The 17,578-nt window shown below is 35.3% G+C and carries 15 protein-coding genes; 12 read left to right on the top strand and 3 right to left on the bottom strand.

Going from position 1 to position 17,578, the window contains the following annotated elements; translation table 11 throughout:
* The first annotated feature begins 60 nt into the window (after positions 1-60).
* The gene (locus AC07N0_RS00075) at positions 61-3,447 is read left to right on the top strand and encodes a VCBS repeat-containing protein (RefSeq protein WP_494587640.1); all 3,387 of its coding nucleotides are present in this window, start codon (positions 61-63) and stop codon (positions 3,445-3,447) included.
* A gap of 156 nt (positions 3,448-3,603) precedes the next feature.
* On the opposite strand, the gene porT is transcribed toward AC07N0_RS00075, so the two are convergent.
* Both porT and ubiE read right to left on the bottom strand, forming a co-directional pair.
* Positions 3,604-4,356 (bottom strand): type IX secretion/gliding motility protein PorT/SprT, encoded by a 753-nt coding sequence (gene porT / locus AC07N0_RS00070; protein WP_494587639.1) that lies wholly within the window; start codon positions 4,354-4,356, stop codon positions 3,604-3,606.
* Positions 4,305-5,027, bottom strand: coding sequence for a bifunctional demethylmenaquinone methyltransferase/2-methoxy-6-polyprenyl-1,4-benzoquinol methylase UbiE (ubiE, locus tag AC07N0_RS00065; protein ID WP_494587638.1), 723 nt, complete (start codon positions 5,025-5,027; stop codon positions 4,305-4,307). Before ubiE ends, porT begins: the two co-directional genes overlap by 52 nt.
* Positions 5,028-5,353: 326 nt before the next feature.
* Between ubiE and AC07N0_RS00060 the strand changes: the two genes are divergently transcribed.
* The 5 genes from AC07N0_RS00060 to AC07N0_RS00040 all read left to right on the top strand — a co-directional run bounded on the left by AC07N0_RS00060 (position 5,354) and on the right by AC07N0_RS00040 (position 10,652).
* Positions 5,354-5,710, top strand: a complete 357-nt coding sequence (locus tag AC07N0_RS00060) for a DoxX family protein (protein ID WP_494587637.1) — start codon at positions 5,354-5,356, stop codon at positions 5,708-5,710.
* A 349-nt stretch (positions 5,711-6,059) separates the two neighbouring features.
* Positions 6,060-7,871: an acyl-CoA dehydrogenase gene (locus tag AC07N0_RS00055; RefSeq protein ID WP_494587636.1), complete on the top strand. Its 1,812-nt coding sequence runs from the start codon at positions 6,060-6,062 to the stop codon at positions 7,869-7,871.
* A 426-nt stretch (positions 7,872-8,297) separates the two neighbouring features.
* Complete coding sequence (tnpA, locus tag AC07N0_RS00050) at positions 8,298-8,759, top strand: IS200/IS605 family transposase (RefSeq protein WP_494587635.1); 462 nt, start codon at positions 8,298-8,300, stop codon at positions 8,757-8,759.
* Between the two features lie 66 nt (positions 8,760-8,825).
* Entirely contained in the window at positions 8,826-9,698 is an 873-nt protein-coding gene (locus AC07N0_RS00045; protein WP_494587634.1) for a helix-turn-helix domain-containing protein, read from the top strand.
* An 84-nt stretch (positions 9,699-9,782) separates the two neighbouring features.
* The gene (locus AC07N0_RS00040; protein ID WP_494587633.1) at positions 9,783-10,652 is read left to right on the top strand and encodes a nuclear transport factor 2 family protein; all 870 of its coding nucleotides are present in this window, start codon (positions 9,783-9,785) and stop codon (positions 10,650-10,652) included.
* A gap of 272 nt (positions 10,653-10,924) precedes the next feature.
* Here AC07N0_RS00040 and AC07N0_RS00035 read toward each other — a convergent pair whose 3' ends face one another.
* Positions 10,925-11,545 (bottom strand): DUF1684 domain-containing protein, encoded by a 621-nt coding sequence (locus AC07N0_RS00035; protein WP_494587632.1) that lies wholly within the window; start codon positions 11,543-11,545, stop codon positions 10,925-10,927.
* Between the two features lie 274 nt (positions 11,546-11,819).
* On the opposite strand from AC07N0_RS00035, the gene AC07N0_RS00030 reads away from it, so the two are divergent.
* The 6 genes from AC07N0_RS00030 to tyrS all read left to right on the top strand — a co-directional run bounded on the left by AC07N0_RS00030 (position 11,820) and on the right by tyrS (position 17,272).
* Positions 11,820-12,404 carry a riboflavin synthase gene (locus AC07N0_RS00030; RefSeq protein WP_494587631.1) on the top strand — a complete coding sequence of 195 codons (585 nt, stop codon included), beginning with the start codon at positions 11,820-11,822 and terminating at the stop codon, positions 12,402-12,404.
* 137 nt (positions 12,405-12,541) lie between these two features.
* Positions 12,542-12,829, top strand: a complete 288-nt coding sequence (locus AC07N0_RS00025; RefSeq protein ID WP_494587630.1) for a hypothetical protein — start codon at positions 12,542-12,544, stop codon at positions 12,827-12,829.
* Between the two features lie 1,336 nt (positions 12,830-14,165).
* Positions 14,166-14,306 carry a hypothetical protein gene (locus AC07N0_RS00020; protein WP_492800176.1) on the top strand — a complete coding sequence of 47 codons (141 nt, stop codon included), beginning with the start codon at positions 14,166-14,168 and terminating at the stop codon, positions 14,304-14,306.
* Positions 14,307-14,320: 14 nt separating this feature from the next.
* On the top strand, positions 14,321-15,088 hold the full coding sequence (locus AC07N0_RS00015; protein ID WP_494587629.1) for a sensor histidine kinase: 768 nt from the start codon (positions 14,321-14,323) through the stop codon (positions 15,086-15,088).
* A gap of 66 nt (positions 15,089-15,154) precedes the next feature.
* Positions 15,155-15,817: a response regulator gene (locus tag AC07N0_RS00010; RefSeq protein ID WP_492800174.1), complete on the top strand. Its 663-nt coding sequence runs from the start codon at positions 15,155-15,157 to the stop codon at positions 15,815-15,817.
* A 153-nt stretch (positions 15,818-15,970) separates the two neighbouring features.
* Positions 15,971-17,272, top strand: a complete 1,302-nt coding sequence (gene tyrS, locus AC07N0_RS00005; protein WP_494587628.1) for a tyrosine--tRNA ligase — start codon at positions 15,971-15,973, stop codon at positions 17,270-17,272.
* Positions 17,273-17,578 lie beyond the last annotated feature (306 nt).

The raw sequence follows: 17,578 nt of genomic DNA, 5'->3' as shown, positions 1-17,578 counted from the left end.
AAGAAGGGAGATGTTAAGTTCAAACCCTTATCACTAGCGAGGGACTTAAGTCCCTCGCTAGTGATAACAATTAGGAAAATTATATTATTTAAAGAGCTATTTTATAAAAATATCATTTCATTTTTAGCATCAGCATTACAGGTAAGGTTAATCGCACTCTTCCTCCTCCTAACTACCCTCTCATGTACCAAAAAAGAGCCTTATGCTTTTGAATTATTAGAAACTGAAAAAACAGGAATAGATTTTTCAAATGACCTTACACCTACTAAAGACCTCAACATATTTACCTATATGTATTTCTATAATGGCGGAGGTGTTGGGGCAGGAGACTTTAATAATGATGGATTAATAGATTTATGCTTCACAGCCAACTTAAAAGACAATAAAATCTACTTGAATCGTGGAGGGATGAAGTTTGAGGACATTACCGAAAAAGCAAATTTCAAAGGAGATAAAGGATGGTCGAATGGGGTGTCGGTAGTAGACATTAACCAAGATGGTAAATTGGATATTTACGTGAGTCAGGTAGGAGGTTTTGAAAGCTTACAAGGACATAATTTGCTTTTTGTTTGCAAAGAAATTAGCAAAGAGGGTATTCCAGTTTATGAAGAAAAAGCTAAAGAATATGGCTTAGATTTAGTAGGTTTTGGCACGCAAGCAGCCTTTTTTGATTATGATTTGGACGGTGACTTAGATATGTTCCAGCTCAATCATTCTGTCCATCAAAATGGCACTTTTGGTGCTAGAAGTGCTTTTCAAGGTACTTTTCACCCTTTAGCAGGTGACAAGTTTTTTAGAAATGATAATGGTAAATTTGTAGAGGTAGCCGAAAAAGTTGGTGTAAAAAGAGACGCCTTAGGCTATGGGTTGGGCATAGGATTAGGAGATGTCAATTTTGATGGATATCCTGACATGTATGTCGGCAACGATTTTCATGAAAATGATTATCTGTATATTAATCAAAAGAATGGCACTTTTCTGGAAAGTATCGAAAGCTCAATGATGCATACCAGTCAGTTTTCGATGGGTGTCGACCTTGCTGATATTAACAATGACCATTATTCGGATATTATTTCGTTAGATATGCTTCCTTACGACCGTGAGATTTTGAAGCGGTCGGAGGGAGAAGATTCTTATAATACCTTTCGTTATAAACTGAGTTATGGCTATAACTATCAGTTTTCTAAAAACAATTTGCAGTTAAATAATGGCAATGGTACATTCTCAGAAATAGGATTATTTTCAGGAGTCTATGCTACGGATTGGTCTTGGTCGCCTTTGTTTGTCGATTTTGATAATGATGGGCAAAAAGATTTATTCGTTTCCAATGGGATTCCTAAGCGCATGAATGATATTGATTACATCAACTTTATTTCGAATGAAGAAATTCAACGAAAAATGGAATCAAAAACATTGGATGAAAACGATATTTTGTTGACTGATAAATTACCCGAAATCAAAATTCCGAACAAGTTTTTTATCAATAATAAATCCTTAGAATATCGTGATGCCGAAGCCATGATTGGCAATAATCAAAACTCGTATTCAAATGGAGCGCTATATGCAGATTTAGATAATGATGGCGACTTGGATATTGTCACCAATAATATCAATCAGAAGGCTTTTATCTACGAAAACAAAGCTAACGAATATGCTCCAAACAATGCTCATGTGCGAGTGTACCTAAAAGGGTCAGAGAAAAATCTGAATGCTATTGGAGCAAAAATATTAGTTTTCAAAAAAGGAGGAGAGACGATAGCTTACGAGAAATTTCCTGTTAGGGCCTTCCAAGCAAGCATGGAAATTCCGCTAAATATCGGGTTAGGAAACAAAGCTGATATAGATTCTACGTATCTGATTTGGCCAGATAGAACTTATCAGAAAATTAACCTTAATTCAGAAAAGGATTCTTTAACGATTACTTATCGGAAAAATCTGCCACTATTTGATTACGAACATTTTAAGCGTAAATCATCTCAAACCTCCACATTTGCCGATATAGCACATGACCTAAATTTGGATGTAAAACATCAGGAAAATGAATTTAATGAATTTGAGCGTGAAGCCCTGATTCCACATAAAATGTCGGCAGAAGGCCCTGCTTTAGCCGTAGCAGATATTAATCATGATGGTTTAGAGGATATATTTATAGGTTCTGCTAGAAATTCATTCCCTCATTTATTCTTACAAAATACTAATGGGAAATTCAGAGAAAGTATTCAGCCAGCCTTCCAAAAGGATAGTGTTTATGAAGAAGTAGATGCTATTTGGACAGATGTAAACAACGATACTCACCCAGACTTGGTAGTGGCCGAAGGTGGAAATGAGTTTTATGGTAAATCCAATTTCTTGTTTCCTAGAATCTATCTGAATGATGGCAAAGGCAATTTATCGGTAAAAGAAGATGCTTTTAATAAAGATATTGCCTTATCGGCTTCCGTAGTTACTCCGCTTGATTTTAACAAAGATGGTAAAATAGATTTGTTTATAGGGGCTAGGTCAGTGCCGTTTTCGTATGGGAAAATTCCTGATTCGTATCTTTTGCAAAACGATGGCACAGGAAAATTTACAGATGTAACCGACAAATATGCGAAAGAATTGAAGACCATAGGCTTGGTGAAAAATGCTATAGTACAGGATTTAGACAAGGATGGTGACCCAGATTTATTATTAGCCTTGGAATGGGATGGAATCTGTGAGATGGAAAACCAACAAGGAAAATTTGTCAAAAAAATGCTAACTACCGAAAAAGGTTGGTGGAATTTTGTGATGCCTTTTGATTTTGATAATGATGGAGATTTGGATATTCTGGCAGGCAATCTCGGACGTAACAGTCGATTAAAGGCAAGTGTTAATGAGCCTATAAGAATGTATGTGAGTGATTTTGATAAAAATGGGACGACCGACCAAGTATTGAGTTATTACCTCGGAGGGACAGAAGTGATGTTTGCCAACAAAGCCGAAACACAGAAGCAATTTCCGTTTACCAAAAAGAAATTCCTTTTAGCCAAAGATTTTGCCAAAGCCAGCATTGCAGATATTGTAGGACAAAGTGAACTAGCTTCGGCTAACGTTTTTGAAGCCAATTATTTTGATAATGCCATTTTAGTAAATGATGGCAAAGGAAATTTTAGTTTACAGTCGCTTCCTCCCAAAGCACAGTATGCCCCTTTTTATGCAGCACAAATTATTGATGCCAATGGCGACAAATTGCCAGATGTATTGATGCTTGGGAATTTCTATGATTGTAATATCCAGATGGGGAGATGTGATGCCGATTATGGAACAGTTTTGATTAATAAAGGCAACTGTAAGTTTGAAGCTGAACAACTGAACGGCATCCAAATAAAAGGACAAGTAAAGCGTATCAGGAGTATTAAGGTAGGTAAAGAAAAGGTGTTTTTAGTGGCAAGGAATAATGAGAGAATGATGGCGCTTAGATTTTAATTGTGAATGAGTGAGTTGTGAATGCTCATCCAAAGAGTGATAAATAATAGAAGCCTCTAAAATTATTGCTGACAACAATTTTAGAGGCTTCTATTTTATCAATTTTCTTGAAAAATAACTCTCAATTCACTAACTCACAACTTAAACCACTAAACATTACTCAAACATCAAATACAAAGTAACACTATGAGCATTCAATCCTTGGATGTCTCTTGCATAGTTATTCACACTTGGTGGAATAAACAGATTGGTTAAACCATGCGAGAACCTGAGTTCAGGCGTAAATTTAAAGTACTTAAAAAACTGCTCGAAGCCGATACCATATTCTAGCGAAAGGTCAGCTGTTCTAGTATCCAATTTTCTCGTTGAGTTAGCGTTTTTCCTGACGTTGGTTTCCATACCAATTTTTACACCAGCATCTACATACATCCTAGAGTTGCCCCTCCGCATCGATTTATATTTCAATAAAATCGGTATTTCAAGCCAAGTAGATTCGCGTAATTCTGGTGGAAAATCAGGAGAATTGGTAAAACGATAATTCAACTGACGACCATATAAGGCAATATTAATACCCGATTTTAAATCAAATCGGTCATTTAATTTAAGGTTCACTAATCCGCCCACTTGAAAAGAAAAGTTGCCAGGCGAAACAATCGTTACAGCAGTATCACCAGGTGCCTTAAAATTTGCACTATGGGATATATTGAATCGGGATGAGCCAAAACCAAATAAAAAGCCAAAGTGTACGGCTTTATCATCGTAAAATTCATCGTAAACTCGCTTGTAGTCATAACGTTGCGCCTGTGCTTGGTTGATAGTGCTCAACATAGCTACACAGGCAATTACTACAAAAAGTATTACTTTCTGCCGATATAAATAGTACTTATTCCGAAAGTGAGTGGTAAGCATTGGGTTCTGTTAAAACCTGCACGTTGGAATACTTGGATAAAATCGTTTCCATCTGGAAATGCTTGTACTGAATCATGCAGATATGTATAAGCAGAGGTATCTTTTGAAATGATTTTACCAACTACGGGCAAGATATATTTAAAGTAAAAATTATATAGCTGTTTAAATGGAAAAGCAGACGGCTTCGAAAATTCAAGAACGATACAAGTGCCATCTTTTTTCATAACACGACACATATCTGTAAGACCTTTTTCAAGATTCTCGAAATTACGCACACCAAAACTAACGATAACGGCATCAAAAGTATTGTCCTCAAAGTTTAATCTTTCAGAATCGCCTTTTTGTAATTCGATGATATTATCGACACCAAGTTTCTTGATTTTTTCACGCCCTACATTGAGCATTCCTTCTGAAATATCTACACCCACAATTTTCTCAGGTTTTAATGCCAATGCCTCAATGGCAAAATCGCCTGTCCCTGTGGCAATATCCAAAATAGTTTTTGGGGCTGCTTTTTTCAATAATTTGACAGCTTTTTTACGCCATAAAATATCAATACCACCGCTCAACAAATGATTTAAGAAATCATATTTGGGTGAAACATTATCAAACATCTGAGCTACCTGCTCTTTTTTGCTTGCACTTTGCTCTTTGTAAGGAACTACGCTCATTATGTTGCTATGCGGACAGCCTTGTCCGTCGGATTGATTCTATCTTAATAATTTTACAAAATTACCATACTATCCCGAAATAACATCTTGTTTGAAAATATTGTTTCTAAGATATCACAAACCTTGTCGGAATAATCAGTATTATTACAATGAAACTGTTTAAGCTTTCCCTTTCGGGTTAAACTAAGTCTTTTAGAATAGCTTGTTCCAAAATTTACTCAACGTAGCGATGCTATGCTTCGCAAATTTTGAAAAAATCAATTCAAAAATACAATACTTTTACCTCAGAAACAGAAAGTTTAAACAGCTTCTAAAACAAAAACCAGATGATACAGCAAATAGGCCTTTACCTGATGTCCGTCCTTTATACCCTTGCAGGCATCAATCATTTTATCAAACCCAAAATGTATTTAGCCATAATGCCACCATACATCCCTGCACATGGATTGATGGTGATGCTAAGTGGCATTGCCGAAATTGTGTTGGGGTTAGGCTTGCTTTCTCCTGTTACTCGTCCTTGGGCGGCTTGGGGCATTATATTGTTATTAATCGCTATTTTTCCTGCCAATGTGTATATGCTTACCTCTGGTAAATTTACAAAAATCGCCGAATGGCTCCTTTGGCTTCGTCTTCCCTTACAGTTCTTTTTGATTTGGTGGGCTTATTTATACACTAAGGGGTAATATTACTAGTTTAGAAGTATACAGAAGAAGAGTATTAGCCTTAAATTGAATAATATTCCTAAAGATGGGTTATCATTGTTAAAGGATTGATTTTCTTTTGGCTAGCAAAATAAAAACCTTTATATTTAGGATATATTATTAACTGCAAACAAACCTGACAATCATTAATAATTACTCAGTTATAAGACATTAAAACCGATAAATCCGTTTAACTTTTTAGAGTTGCCTCGTAAAACAGGCAACTTTTTTTATGTCTTAAATTAAAACAGTATGCTTGCATAATAATTTTAATGTTATTATTTTTACATTTTATTGTATGCAAGCATAATAACAAGCCAAACCCTTAGCCATGACTCAGCAATATTCACGTCGGAACCTTGATTTTATGTTAAAAGAAGTACTGCAAATCGCAGAACTTACCAAATATCCTTTCTTTCAAGACTATACCCCCGATATGTTCGATATGGTTTTGGATACTTCTGAAGAAATTGCTGAGAAAATCCTGCGAAATGCCTTCAGTGCTGCCGATAGAAATCAGCCTCAATTAGTAAACGGCCAAGTAAAAGTACATCCTGCTGTAAAAGACTATATAAAAGCGATGGGGGATGCTGGCATGATAGGAGCGACTTTCTCTTATGAAAATGGCGGACAACAATTGCCTACCATGGTAGAAGCCGCTACAGAAATGATTCGGGGCGCCGCCAACAATGCGTTTGTCATGTTTACGGGACTAACAGCAGGTTCGGCTAATTTGATTTTTACTTTTGGTTCGGCTGAGTTAAAAGAAAAGTTTGCATCAAGAATGATTACTGGGGAATGGACAGGCTCTATGTGCTTGACAGAACCTCAGGCTGGTAGTTCACTATCAGATGTGATTACAACTGCCAAACCACAAAGCGATGGTACTTTTAAAATCAAGGGACAGAAAGTATTTATCTCAGCTGGCGACCATGATATTGCCGATAACATTATTCACCTTGTACTTGCTCGAATAGAAGGAGCACCCCTTGGTACAAAAGGTATTTCATTATTTGTAGTGCCAAAGTTTAGAGAGGAAAACGGTAGTTTTACGGTAGATAACGATGTGATTTCTACAGGAATCTATCATAAAATGGGACAAAAAGCTACGCCTGCTATGCATTTAACCTTTGGTGATAAAGACAATACCATCGGATATTTAGTAGGGGATGCTAACAAAGGACTGAACTATATGTTTCAGTTGATGAACGAAGCCCGTTTAGGTGTAGGCATGGGTGGAACTTATATCGCTTCTGCTGCTTATTATGCCTCATTGGAATATGCCAAAGAACGCCCGCAAGGACGAAAATTGAATAATAAAAATTTAGAAGAAGAACAGACGCACATCATTAACCATCCAGACGTAAAACGTATGCTATTGTTTCAAAAAGCCGTTGTTGAAGGCTCTTTGGGACTCTTATTAGAATGTTATCATTGGCAAGATATGATTCATGCCTTGGGCAAAGCCTCGGAAGAGGCCAAGCCTTATCAATTAATGCTTGATTTGATGACGACGGTAGCTAAAACCTATCCAGCCGAAATGGGCATCAAAGCAGTAAATGAAGGTTTACAAGTATTTGGAGGCTACGGTTATACCGAAGATTTCCCTTTAGAACAAATGGCGCGTGATGTCAGGATTATGTCTATTTATGAAGGAACTACAGGGATTCATTCCCTCAACCTTTTAGGCAGAGGCATCACACTAAACAATGGTAAAGCACCACAATTGCTCTTTAATGCAATTACAAAAACCATTGAAGAAGCAAGTACTTATGATGACTTAAAACCTTACGCCGAAAAGCTAGAAAAAGAGTTAGGTCGCCTACAAAAAGTGACGATGTATCTATTAAGCACTGCTGCCAAAGGTGATAACGAAATATTCTTGGCTGATGCGAACCTTTACATGGAGTTTTTTGGCATCGTTAGTGTGGCATGGGTATGGCTAAAACAAGGTATTGTAGCTAAAAAAGCATTAATTACCCACAATCAGGAAGGAAGCGAATTGGCATTTTATGAATCTAAAATTCATACGATGAAATTCTTCTATCATTATGAACTAATAAAAACGTTGGCTTTAGCTACTCGATTGACCGATCCAACTTTATTGACTGTCAATTCAGAGAAGCAACAAGTTTTTCAATAATATCAAATTACACATACATCAAAACAAACTCACATCCCTGCTTTTTAAGTGGGGATTTTTTTATGAGGATGTATGAGATAATAATAGGTTTTGAGATATAAAACGAAATGATTTAATGTATTAATCCCGAAGGGATGACAGGATTATAGAAAAAATTATAAACAAAATTATTAAACCCCGAAGGGGTGACATAAATGGGTCGGTGCGAATCCTGTCACCCCTTCCGGGTTTGTATGTTGACATTTTTTAATTTTTTCTATAATCCTAACACCCCTTTGGGGTTGTATTTCTTTTTTTAATTTTTTATATAATCCTGTCATCCCTTCGGGATTCTGGCACTGAAATTTTTCAAATATATTTCATATTGCTATTCAAAAGATTATTAAATTCAATCTAATAAAATATGATTCAAACCTAAATCAAAATATGGCTGGAACGTTCTCACAAATGTATATTCAGATTGTTTTTGCTGTAAAAGGTAGAGAGAATTTGATTGATAAAACTTGGAAAAATGATTTGTATAAATACATTGCTGGAATCATCAAAGGCAAAAATCAGAAACCAATCATTATCAATGGTATGCCTGATCATATACATATTTTTATTGGTTTGAAACCTTCAATGGCAATTTCCGACTTGGTTCGTGATATAAAAAACAACTCATCAAACTATATTAATGAACGCAGATTAGTCAGGGGGAAATTCTCATGGCAAGAAGGATATGGTGCATTTACATATTCTCATTCACACATTTCTGCGGTTTATGATTACATTCTCAATCACGAAGCACACCATAAAAAACAAACATTTAGAGAAGAGTATTATAATTTTTTGAAGAAATTTGAAGTTGAATTTGACGAAAAATATCTGTTCGACTGGCTTGACTAATAATTTTCTGAAAACTACATAATTGAAAAACTGTAGCTTTGCTTTCAAATCATCAAACAGTCAATAATGACTCCAGAAATCAAAAAATATAGCTTTAAATACGGTCTTCCACAAGAGTTTGAAATTGTAGATATAGCCGAACTCTGTAAGGAATTCCCTGAAACTCTCACGACTACGCATAGAATAGGCTTTTATAATATTATTTGGTTTCAGCAAGGTAGTCCCACTCATATTGTCGATTTCAAACCTGTAAAAATAGAGCCTAACACCTTACTTTTTCTGAATAAAGATACTGTTCAACGATTTGATAATAAAACTCCATTTGAAGCAAAAGCTATTCTGTTTACTGATAGTTTTTTCTGTAAAACAGATGCCGATATTAAGTTTCTAAAAAACAGTATTTTGTTCAACGATTTGTTTGTGGTATCACAAGTTCTTGTGTCAGACCAAGCAAAACCTTTTGCAGATTTGTTGGGTTTAATGGCGGAGGAGTTGCAAAATAACAAAGATGATTATCAGGCGAGTGTTCTACAAAACTTACTCCATAACTTCCTTTTGCTAGGCGAACGAGCAAGACGTAAGCAAAATTTTGTTGAAATTAAAAAAGGAGCAGATCTAGAATATGTAATGCTTTTTAAAGACTATTTAGAAGAACATTATCGCAAGCAAAAGCAAGTAAGCTATTATGCTAGGCAGATTTCTATCACTGAAAAACGTTTGAATCAAGCAACTACCAAGGTGTTAGCCAAGACCCCAAAGGAACTCATTGATAATAGAGTCATGCTAGAAGCAAAGCGCCTTTTAGCACATACTAGCCAAAATGTCAAAGAAATCGGCTTTGATTTAGGTTTTGAAGAACCCACCAACTTTATCAAGTACTTCAAAAAGCATACTTCTTCAACACCTGTTGAATTCAGAGAGAAAATCAATCTGGACTAAAAGTATCATTCAAAGGAACATTCCTACCTTTCCTGTTTGTCCTGATTACTGCAACTTTGTATCGTAATTAAACATTAAGCAAAAATGAAAAAAACGATATTAAGTACAGCAGTAATACTAGGATTAGGCTTATCTGCTTTTACCACAACCAACAACTTAGTTTTTAACACAGATAACGACAAAAAGATGGAAACTCCAGACAACAAAAAGAAAGTAGTAGCATTACTTAAAGCCATTGAAACAGGTGCTACTGAACCAGTTGGATACATCAATCCTAACAAATACATTCAGCATAACCTCGGTGTTGCTGACGGACTAGCAGGTTTTGGTGCATTACTTTCGGCATTGCCTAAAAACTCGGCAAAAGTAAATACCGTAAGAGTTTTTCAGGATGGAGATTTTGTATTTGCACATACAGGATATAATTTCTTTGGACCAAAAATAGGTTTTGATATTTTCAGATTTGAAGACGGGAAAATTGTTGAACACTGGGATAACTTGCAGGAAACGGTTACAAAAACTGCGAATGGTCATACCATGATTGATGGAGCAACGGCTATCAAGGATATTAATAAAACTGCTGAGAACAAAGCATTGGTTACTAAGTTTGTAAATGATTTCTTGGTACATGGCGATGTGTCTATTATCCCAAATTATATTCACCCTACAGCTTATGTACAGCACAATCCACATATTGGTGATAAGCTAGAAGGACTACAACAAGCACTAAAATATTTTGCAGAAAATAAAATAGGCTTTAAATATGATAAAATACATAAAGTATTAGGTGAAGGGAATTTTGTATTAGTAGTAAGCGAGGGACAAATGGCAGGAGTACACAGTTCATTCTATGATTTGTTCAGGGTAGAAAATGGTAAAATTGCTGAACACTGGGACACTATCGAAGCTATTCCAACCAAAGAAAATTGGAAGAATGGAAATGGTAAGTTTTAGGGTGATATAAATTTAGGTAGGTAATTAACTGTGTGAAAACCTTCTTCTTATTAGTCGGTGACTTAAGTCCTACTGATTGCCAAAAAGTATATAAGTAACTAATAATCAATCTATTATCTCTAGCGAGGGACTTGAGTCCCTCGCTAGAGATAATAGATTCAACGCTTGGTTTTAAAGACTATTTATGTATATATAAGCTAATAACATTTCCATTTCAACTTTTTAAAAGATGTGGGTAATCATTAGGACTTAACTCACCGACTAATATGAATTTACATCCTCTCCCCAGCCTTCAATGCCACATTTAAAAAATTCTCTGCTGGTGGCACAGGGCATGTATAAGTAGGATTATAGGCACAATAAGGCTGATAACAAAGGTTGAAATCAATTTCAATTGTTTTATCCTTAATATTTTCCATCTTCAAATCAATGTATCTGCCAGCCCCATAAGTCTCTTTATTGGTAGTCAAATCACGAAAAGGTAAAAACAAGTTTCCCTCTGGCGTTTTAAAAAGTTTCAAGGCACATTTCTTCCCATCTATCTCAAATTTAACATTGGCAAAGGCTTCATATTCTTCTGTTTCACCGCCAGTCATAGCAATTTTTATACTTTGTCCGCTCGTTAGCATATCCACAGTAGCCACTACTTTATAAGCGGGATTAACCTCAAAATAATGTAATCCCTTAAATGCAGCCTTATTTTCAATAGGCGAATCTTTTTCCTCTCTAAAAGCTTGGTCTTTTTCAAGTCTTAGCTGTTGGATAGTTTTAGCATAATTATCGTCTCCTTTCACAAGCTCGGCAGGTTTTTCTTGTGAATCAACAAACGAATAAATAATGATAGCCACTAGAATTACACTGGTAAAAACAAGGAAAAATTTATTTTTGAACATTTTCTGAGGAATTTTAATAGGAACATACCTGTTCTTGATAGAGAAGCAAATTTAGTAAATTAACTTGCGAAATGGTATTTCTTTTTAAAAGAGCTTTCAGCTTTCGGTCGTCAGCTATCACACTTAGATAGTACCCATTGCTTGAATATTGAAAACAAAAACTAGCAACCAATAGTCGAGTACAGTCGAAGAATATTCGAAGATAAAAATCTGACATCCGAAAGCCGACATCCGAAAGCCAAAATAAACTTTTCCACAATTTATCAATACAAAAATGTTCACAGGAATTATCGAAGCCATTGGCGAAGTAAAAAAGCTTAGTAGCGAAGGAACAAACATTACTTTTACCCTTACTTGTCCGTTTACAAACGAACTAAAAATAGATCAAAGTCTTTCACACAATGGCGTATGCTTAACAGTAATAGCTATTGAAGGAGAGCAATATTCCGTCACAGCTATCGACGAAACTTTGAAAAAAACCAATTTGGGAGCTTTACAGGTAGGCTCTAAAGTAAACCTTGAAAGATGCATGCCAGCGAACGGTCGTTTTGATGGTCATATTGTTCAAGGACACGTAGACCAGACAGGAATAGTTACTAACATCATCGAACAAAATGGTTCTTGGTTATACGATTTTGAATATAGTAACGACGGTCAAAATGTAACCGTAGAAAAAGGCTCTATTTGTATCAATGGTACTAGCCTAACGGTGTTTAATTCAAGCATAAATACCTTCAGAGTAGCCATTATTCCTTACACTTACGAGCATACTATTTTCCATACATTAGAGGTCGGGAATGTGGTAAATTTAGAGTTTGACATCGTTGGAAAATACATCAAAAAGATGATAAATATTTGAAGAAACATAGCGTATTTTTACCCTATTTACTTGTATTTTTACCCCATTTTTCGTATATTTATAGTAGTGGAAGGAGTAAGTTTGTACATTTGAAGCTTATGCTACACCACGATTAACAATTTAAATAATTTATAAAAATGGCGGGAAAACTAACCAACCCAGAATCTGAAAACATTAAACAACAAATTGCCAATTATCAAGAGAAAAACGATGTTCATGCACACCATGTAAGTGTGTCCGTTTTACAAAAGTTAATTGCAGAAAACCCAGACATTGTAGGGCTAAAGATTGAACATGCCTATGATGAAAACAATGTTCATAGCCTAATTATTAGTGGAGTAAACAAGGATAGTGAGATAGTATCTAGCTCATGTGTTACAGATGGACCTCCTTGTCCGCCACTATGTAAGGCTATTTTTGAATAACAATTTACAAATGAAGATACATTTAACACTTGTATATATATCTTCTTCGGTTGTATTTCTTCCTTTGATAATTATCCTTCTTAGGAAGAAATACCTCACGAAAGAATTAAAAATACTTTTTTTGTACTTAATAGCTTCAATTATTTTTGAAGTTTTCTGCATTCTATGGGGGAGAATACTGCATCGTCCCAATCATTTTATATTAAATACTTTTGCCTTAGCAGAAGGGATTTTATTGAGTTTTACTTTTCGAGAAGTTTTTATAAGTGAAAATGTGAAAAGGATAGCATTAGTTTTGACAAGCATTTATGCATTAGTTAGTATTTATCTTTTCCTAATGCCAAAGGGTTTTTTCAATTTTAACAGTATTGTCAATACAATATCGTGTTTTTTAATAATTGTATGGGTTTTTATGTATTTTTACCAATTACTTCAAACTCTTCAAGTAATTAAACTATACACATTGCCTTTATTTTGGATAAGTGTAGGTTGTTTATTGTATTTCTCTGGAACACTCTTTATTTTTCTTTATGGTGAAACTATTCTTTTTCAAAAAGAGCCAGTATTATATTTTCAACTCTGGAATATATACTATGTATTGCTTTTTGTTTTTAGAGTCCTTTTAGCAATAGGCTTATGGTTTAGTAAAACAGCTTTTCAGTTAAGTAATTCACCCTCAAATTTAAATTAGCATTAAAGCCTTAATCAAGTAACGAGTGGCTATCAGTACACTATCATATATTGCTTCAACTACGATAGTTATTCCTTTGATAATAGCTATAAAACAGAGAAAATATCTTAGTAAAGAATTAAAGATACTTTTTGGGTATCTAGTAATAACATTTATCATAGAAGTATTAGCTAATATTTGGTTTATTTTAAATAGGTCGAATCATTTTATCATCAATGCTTTTGTAATCATTGAATTTGTTTTATTCAGCTTGATATTCCATCAAGTTTTTATAGGAAAAAATCTAAAAAGAATCGTCTTAATTGCAACAAGTATTTATATACTAGTCTGTATTTATACATTTACGGTGTCAGAAGGCTTTCAAACATTTAATAGTACCCTCAGCACCATCGCTTGTTTACTTATTATCATTTGGGTATTTATCTATTTTTATCAACTTCTTCAAAAATTAGAGGTAAAGAGGTTAACAGTAATACCCATGTTTTGGATAAGTGTGGGCTGTTTGTTCTATTTTTCAGGCACACTCTTTGTATTTCTTTATAGTGACGTGATTATTTTTCAAAAAGAACCAAAGTTTTACTACCACCTCTGGAATATATATTATGTTTTACTTTTCATCTTTAGAATCCTTTTAGGAATAGGTTTATGTTTCAGCAAGACCCCTCTACAATTAAAGCCATTATCGAAATAGGAACGACGATTATGCTTACATTTGCTACTTCTATTACTGTTTTAGTGTATGTGTTACATGAACGCCTCATTAAACAAAAATACGGTAGCTTATAAATACGCATAATTGAATGAGTGAGGTTAAAATCGTTATACTTGGTACAATAGCCATGCTTTTGCCCGTTTCGGCAATTATATTTTTTGTTATACTCTATTACCGTCGCCAACGTATACAACGAGCAGCCCACGAAGAAGCCCTTCATCAAGCCATGCTTGAAGCCAGTGTGGTTTCACAGGAAGTAGTCCGTCGTCAAATCGGAGGAGACCTTCATGATGAAATTGGGGCGATACTTTCTGCTACTAGAATGAGCCTTTCGCAGATGAATAAGTTTGCTGATAATGAATCTAAACGAAAGGTACTTTTGGGCAGAACCGAAGAGCTACTCAACGAAGCCCTTTTTAATGTAAGAAGAATCTCTAAAGATTTAATGCCAAGTACCCTAGATGAATTCGGGTTGATTGAGGCATTGAAAGACTTCTCACAAAAAATGACTCTCCATACCAACTTGCCTATTCACTTCTGTCATGATAATCTCAACAAAAGATATGACCCTAAAATAGAGTTATCCTTATACCGCTCTACCCAAGAATTAGTGAACAATGCCATCAAACACGCGGAGGCTAAAGAAATCAAAATTTCTTTGAAAGAAGGTAAAAACGTCCTGATTTTGCAAGTCAGTGATGACGGAAAAGGTTTTGATTTAGTCGCTATTAATCAGCCTAGCAGGGGCATTGGAATAAAAAATATTGAAAGTCGTATGAGTCTTATCAAAGGACGTATTAAATTTGATGTAGAAATTGGCCGAGGCTCTACTTTTATCATCAATGTACCTCTTTAAATAGCGAGCGATAAAAGTTTAATGGCGATTTCTAAGCATTAATTTTCTATGTAAATCTAACCATTAATGAGTAATACAACTAAAATTAGAATTGCCGTCACCGACGATCATGCTCTTTTTCGTCGTGGTATAGTGTCTTTATTAAGCCACAATGATGATTTTGAAGTAGTACTTGAAGCATCAAACGGACAAGAGTTAATTGATAATATTCCCCAAGCACTTCCGAATGTCGTTTTAATGGATTTGAATATGCCTGTATTAGATGGCATCAGAGCCACTGAAAGGATAAAAACACAGTTTCCTAAAGTGAAAATAATCGTGATTTCAATGCACGACGAAGATAAATTTGTTTCACACATGATGTCTATCGGTGCCAACGGTTATTTACTAAAGGATGCTCATCCTGACGAAGTAGAAAATGCCATTTATACTGTTTTTAACGAAGACTACTATTATGGACCTTTTCTGGTTAAAGTAATGCATAATAGGCTCATCAATAAGCCTGAGAAAAAAAATCCAACTCCGCTAAGTTTACAAGCAGGTATTTCAGAGCGAGAACTAGAAGTGCTAGAACACATTTGTCAAGGTACGACCACCCAGAATATTGCGGATATGCTGTGTTTGAGTGCTAGAACGGTAGAAGGGCATAGAAATAGAATAATGGAAAAGACTGGTACAAAAAACGTGGCAGGATTGGTAGCATGGGCAGTTCGCAATGGCGTTTGTTAAGAAAATACGTTAAACAATTAAACTTCCTTTATCGATAAGAATCTTACTATAACTTTCTCCACATTGCAGGAATCCCAGCCTGACAAGTGAAATATCAATATACAATCTCTAACTTTGTGTAAAATTTTAGAGAGACTACTTATTAATCAAGAAATGAAAACCAATTTTATAGAGGAACTTCGTTGGCGTGGAATGCTTCAGGATGCAATGCCTGGAACAGAAGAGCAACTTCAAAAAGAAATGACAGCCGCTTATATCGGCTTTGACCCTACAGCATCATCATTACATATCGGTAATTTAGCAACGATTATGTTGTTAAAACATTTTCAATTGTGTGGACATAAACCTTATGCCTTAGTAGGAGGAGCGACAGGTATGATTGGTGACCCTTCTTTTAAAGCATCAGAAAGATCGTTCCTTTCTGAAGAAACCCTACGATTTAACCAAGAAGGTATCCGTGCACAATTATCTAAATTCTTAGATTTTGATTGTGGTGAAAATTCGGCAGAACTTGTTAATAACTACGATTGGTTTAAAGATTTTAGTTTTCTAGGATTCCTTCGTGAAGCAGGGAAATACCTTTCGGTAAATTACATGATGTCTAAAGACTCAGTAAAGAAACGCCTTGAAACAGGGATTTCATTTACCGAATTTTCTTATCAATTATTACAGGGCTACGATTTTTACTGGTTATACAAAAATAAAAACGTTCGTTTACAAATGGGAGGCTCTGACCAATGGGGGAACATTACCACAGGTACAGAAATAATCAGACGTAAAGAAGGGGGTGCCGATGAAATTGAGCACAAAGCTTATGCCCTCACTACTCCACTAGTTACTAAAGCAGATGGAACAAAATTTGGTAAGTCTGAATCAGGCAATGTTTGGTTAGATAGAACCATGACAACACCATACCAATTCTACCAGTTTTGGTTGAATGCCACAGATGCCGATTGTAGCCGTTTGTTAAGAGTATTTACTTTACTTAGCAAAGAGGAAATAGAAAAGCTAGAGACCGACCATGCGGAAGCTCCACACCTTCGTATTATGCAAAAAGCATTAGCGAAAGATGTAACAACTAGAGTACACTCTGAAAAAGATTATGATATTGCTGTGAAAGCCTCAGAAATCCTTTTTGGAAAAGGTACGCTAGAAGTACTTCAAGGAATGAGCGATGCTGATATATTAGCCGTGTTTGATGGCGTGCCACAAACAACGATTAGTACAACTGACTTTGAAGGCAGTGCTACAGTGACCGATTTAGTATCAGTCGTAACCAATGCTGAAATTTATCCTTCAAAAGGCGAAGCCAGAAGAGCGATACAAGGAAATGCATTAAGCATTAATAAAACTAGAATCGCGGATCCAAACCACTCAGCCAATTTTGAATTACTGAATGGAAAGTACCTATTAGTAGGCAAAGGAAAGAAAAATCACTTGATAACAGTGGCTTAAACCTGCCGAAATACATAGTATCTCAGCCCTGAAAGATAATTTCAGGGCTATTTTTTTGTAATGTGATTGTTGATTTCTGGAGGGTAAAGTATTGGGTGAATAAATTCTTTAATTTTTTTTGAAATTTTTTCATCTTTTAAGTTGCTGAAAAACAGTACAGTTGCGGATTATTTTGTAAAAAGATTGAAAAAAGTTTTGATTTAGGTATTGTTATTAAAAAAAAAGCTTGCATCTTTGCACTCCCAAACGACGCCAACGGGTTGAGATAGGGGAGTAATTAGGAAGATAGTTACGACGAGATTTAGG

The sequence above is a fragment of the Arcicella sp. GW821-FHT09D11 genome (assembly GCF_059416265.1).
This window is presented reverse-complemented; position numbering and strand designations above follow the sequence as displayed.

Excerpts from the sequence above, each read along its gene's own strand:
- porT (WP_494587639.1), bottom strand. The coding sequence starts at position 4,356 with ATGCTTACCACTCACTTTCGGAATAAGTACTATTTATATCGGCAGAAA.
- ubiE (WP_494587638.1), bottom strand. The coding sequence starts at position 5,027 with ATGAGCGTAGTTCCTTACAAAGAGCAAAGTGCAAGCAAAAAAGAGCAG.
- AC07N0_RS00060 (WP_494587637.1), top strand. The coding sequence starts at position 5,354 with ATGATACAGCAAATAGGCCTTTACCTGATGTCCGTCCTTTATACCCTT.
- AC07N0_RS00055 (WP_494587636.1), top strand. The coding sequence starts at position 6,060 with ATGACTCAGCAATATTCACGTCGGAACCTTGATTTTATGTTAAAAGAA.
- tnpA (WP_494587635.1), top strand. The coding sequence starts at position 8,298 with ATGGCTGGAACGTTCTCACAAATGTATATTCAGATTGTTTTTGCTGTA.
- AC07N0_RS00045 (WP_494587634.1), top strand. The coding sequence starts at position 8,826 with ATGACTCCAGAAATCAAAAAATATAGCTTTAAATACGGTCTTCCACAA.
- AC07N0_RS00040 (WP_494587633.1), top strand. The coding sequence starts at position 9,783 with ATGAAAAAAACGATATTAAGTACAGCAGTAATACTAGGATTAGGCTTA.
- AC07N0_RS00035 (WP_494587632.1), bottom strand. The coding sequence starts at position 11,545 with ATGTTCAAAAATAAATTTTTCCTTGTTTTTACCAGTGTAATTCTAGTG.
- AC07N0_RS00030 (WP_494587631.1), top strand. The coding sequence starts at position 11,820 with ATGTTCACAGGAATTATCGAAGCCATTGGCGAAGTAAAAAAGCTTAGT.
- AC07N0_RS00025 (WP_494587630.1), top strand. The coding sequence starts at position 12,542 with ATGGCGGGAAAACTAACCAACCCAGAATCTGAAAACATTAAACAACAA.
- AC07N0_RS00020 (WP_492800176.1), top strand. The coding sequence starts at position 14,166 with ATGTTTCAGCAAGACCCCTCTACAATTAAAGCCATTATCGAAATAGGA.
- AC07N0_RS00015 (WP_494587629.1), top strand. The coding sequence starts at position 14,321 with ATGAGTGAGGTTAAAATCGTTATACTTGGTACAATAGCCATGCTTTTG.
- AC07N0_RS00010 (WP_492800174.1), top strand. The coding sequence starts at position 15,155 with ATGAGTAATACAACTAAAATTAGAATTGCCGTCACCGACGATCATGCT.
- tyrS (WP_494587628.1), top strand. The coding sequence starts at position 15,971 with ATGAAAACCAATTTTATAGAGGAACTTCGTTGGCGTGGAATGCTTCAG.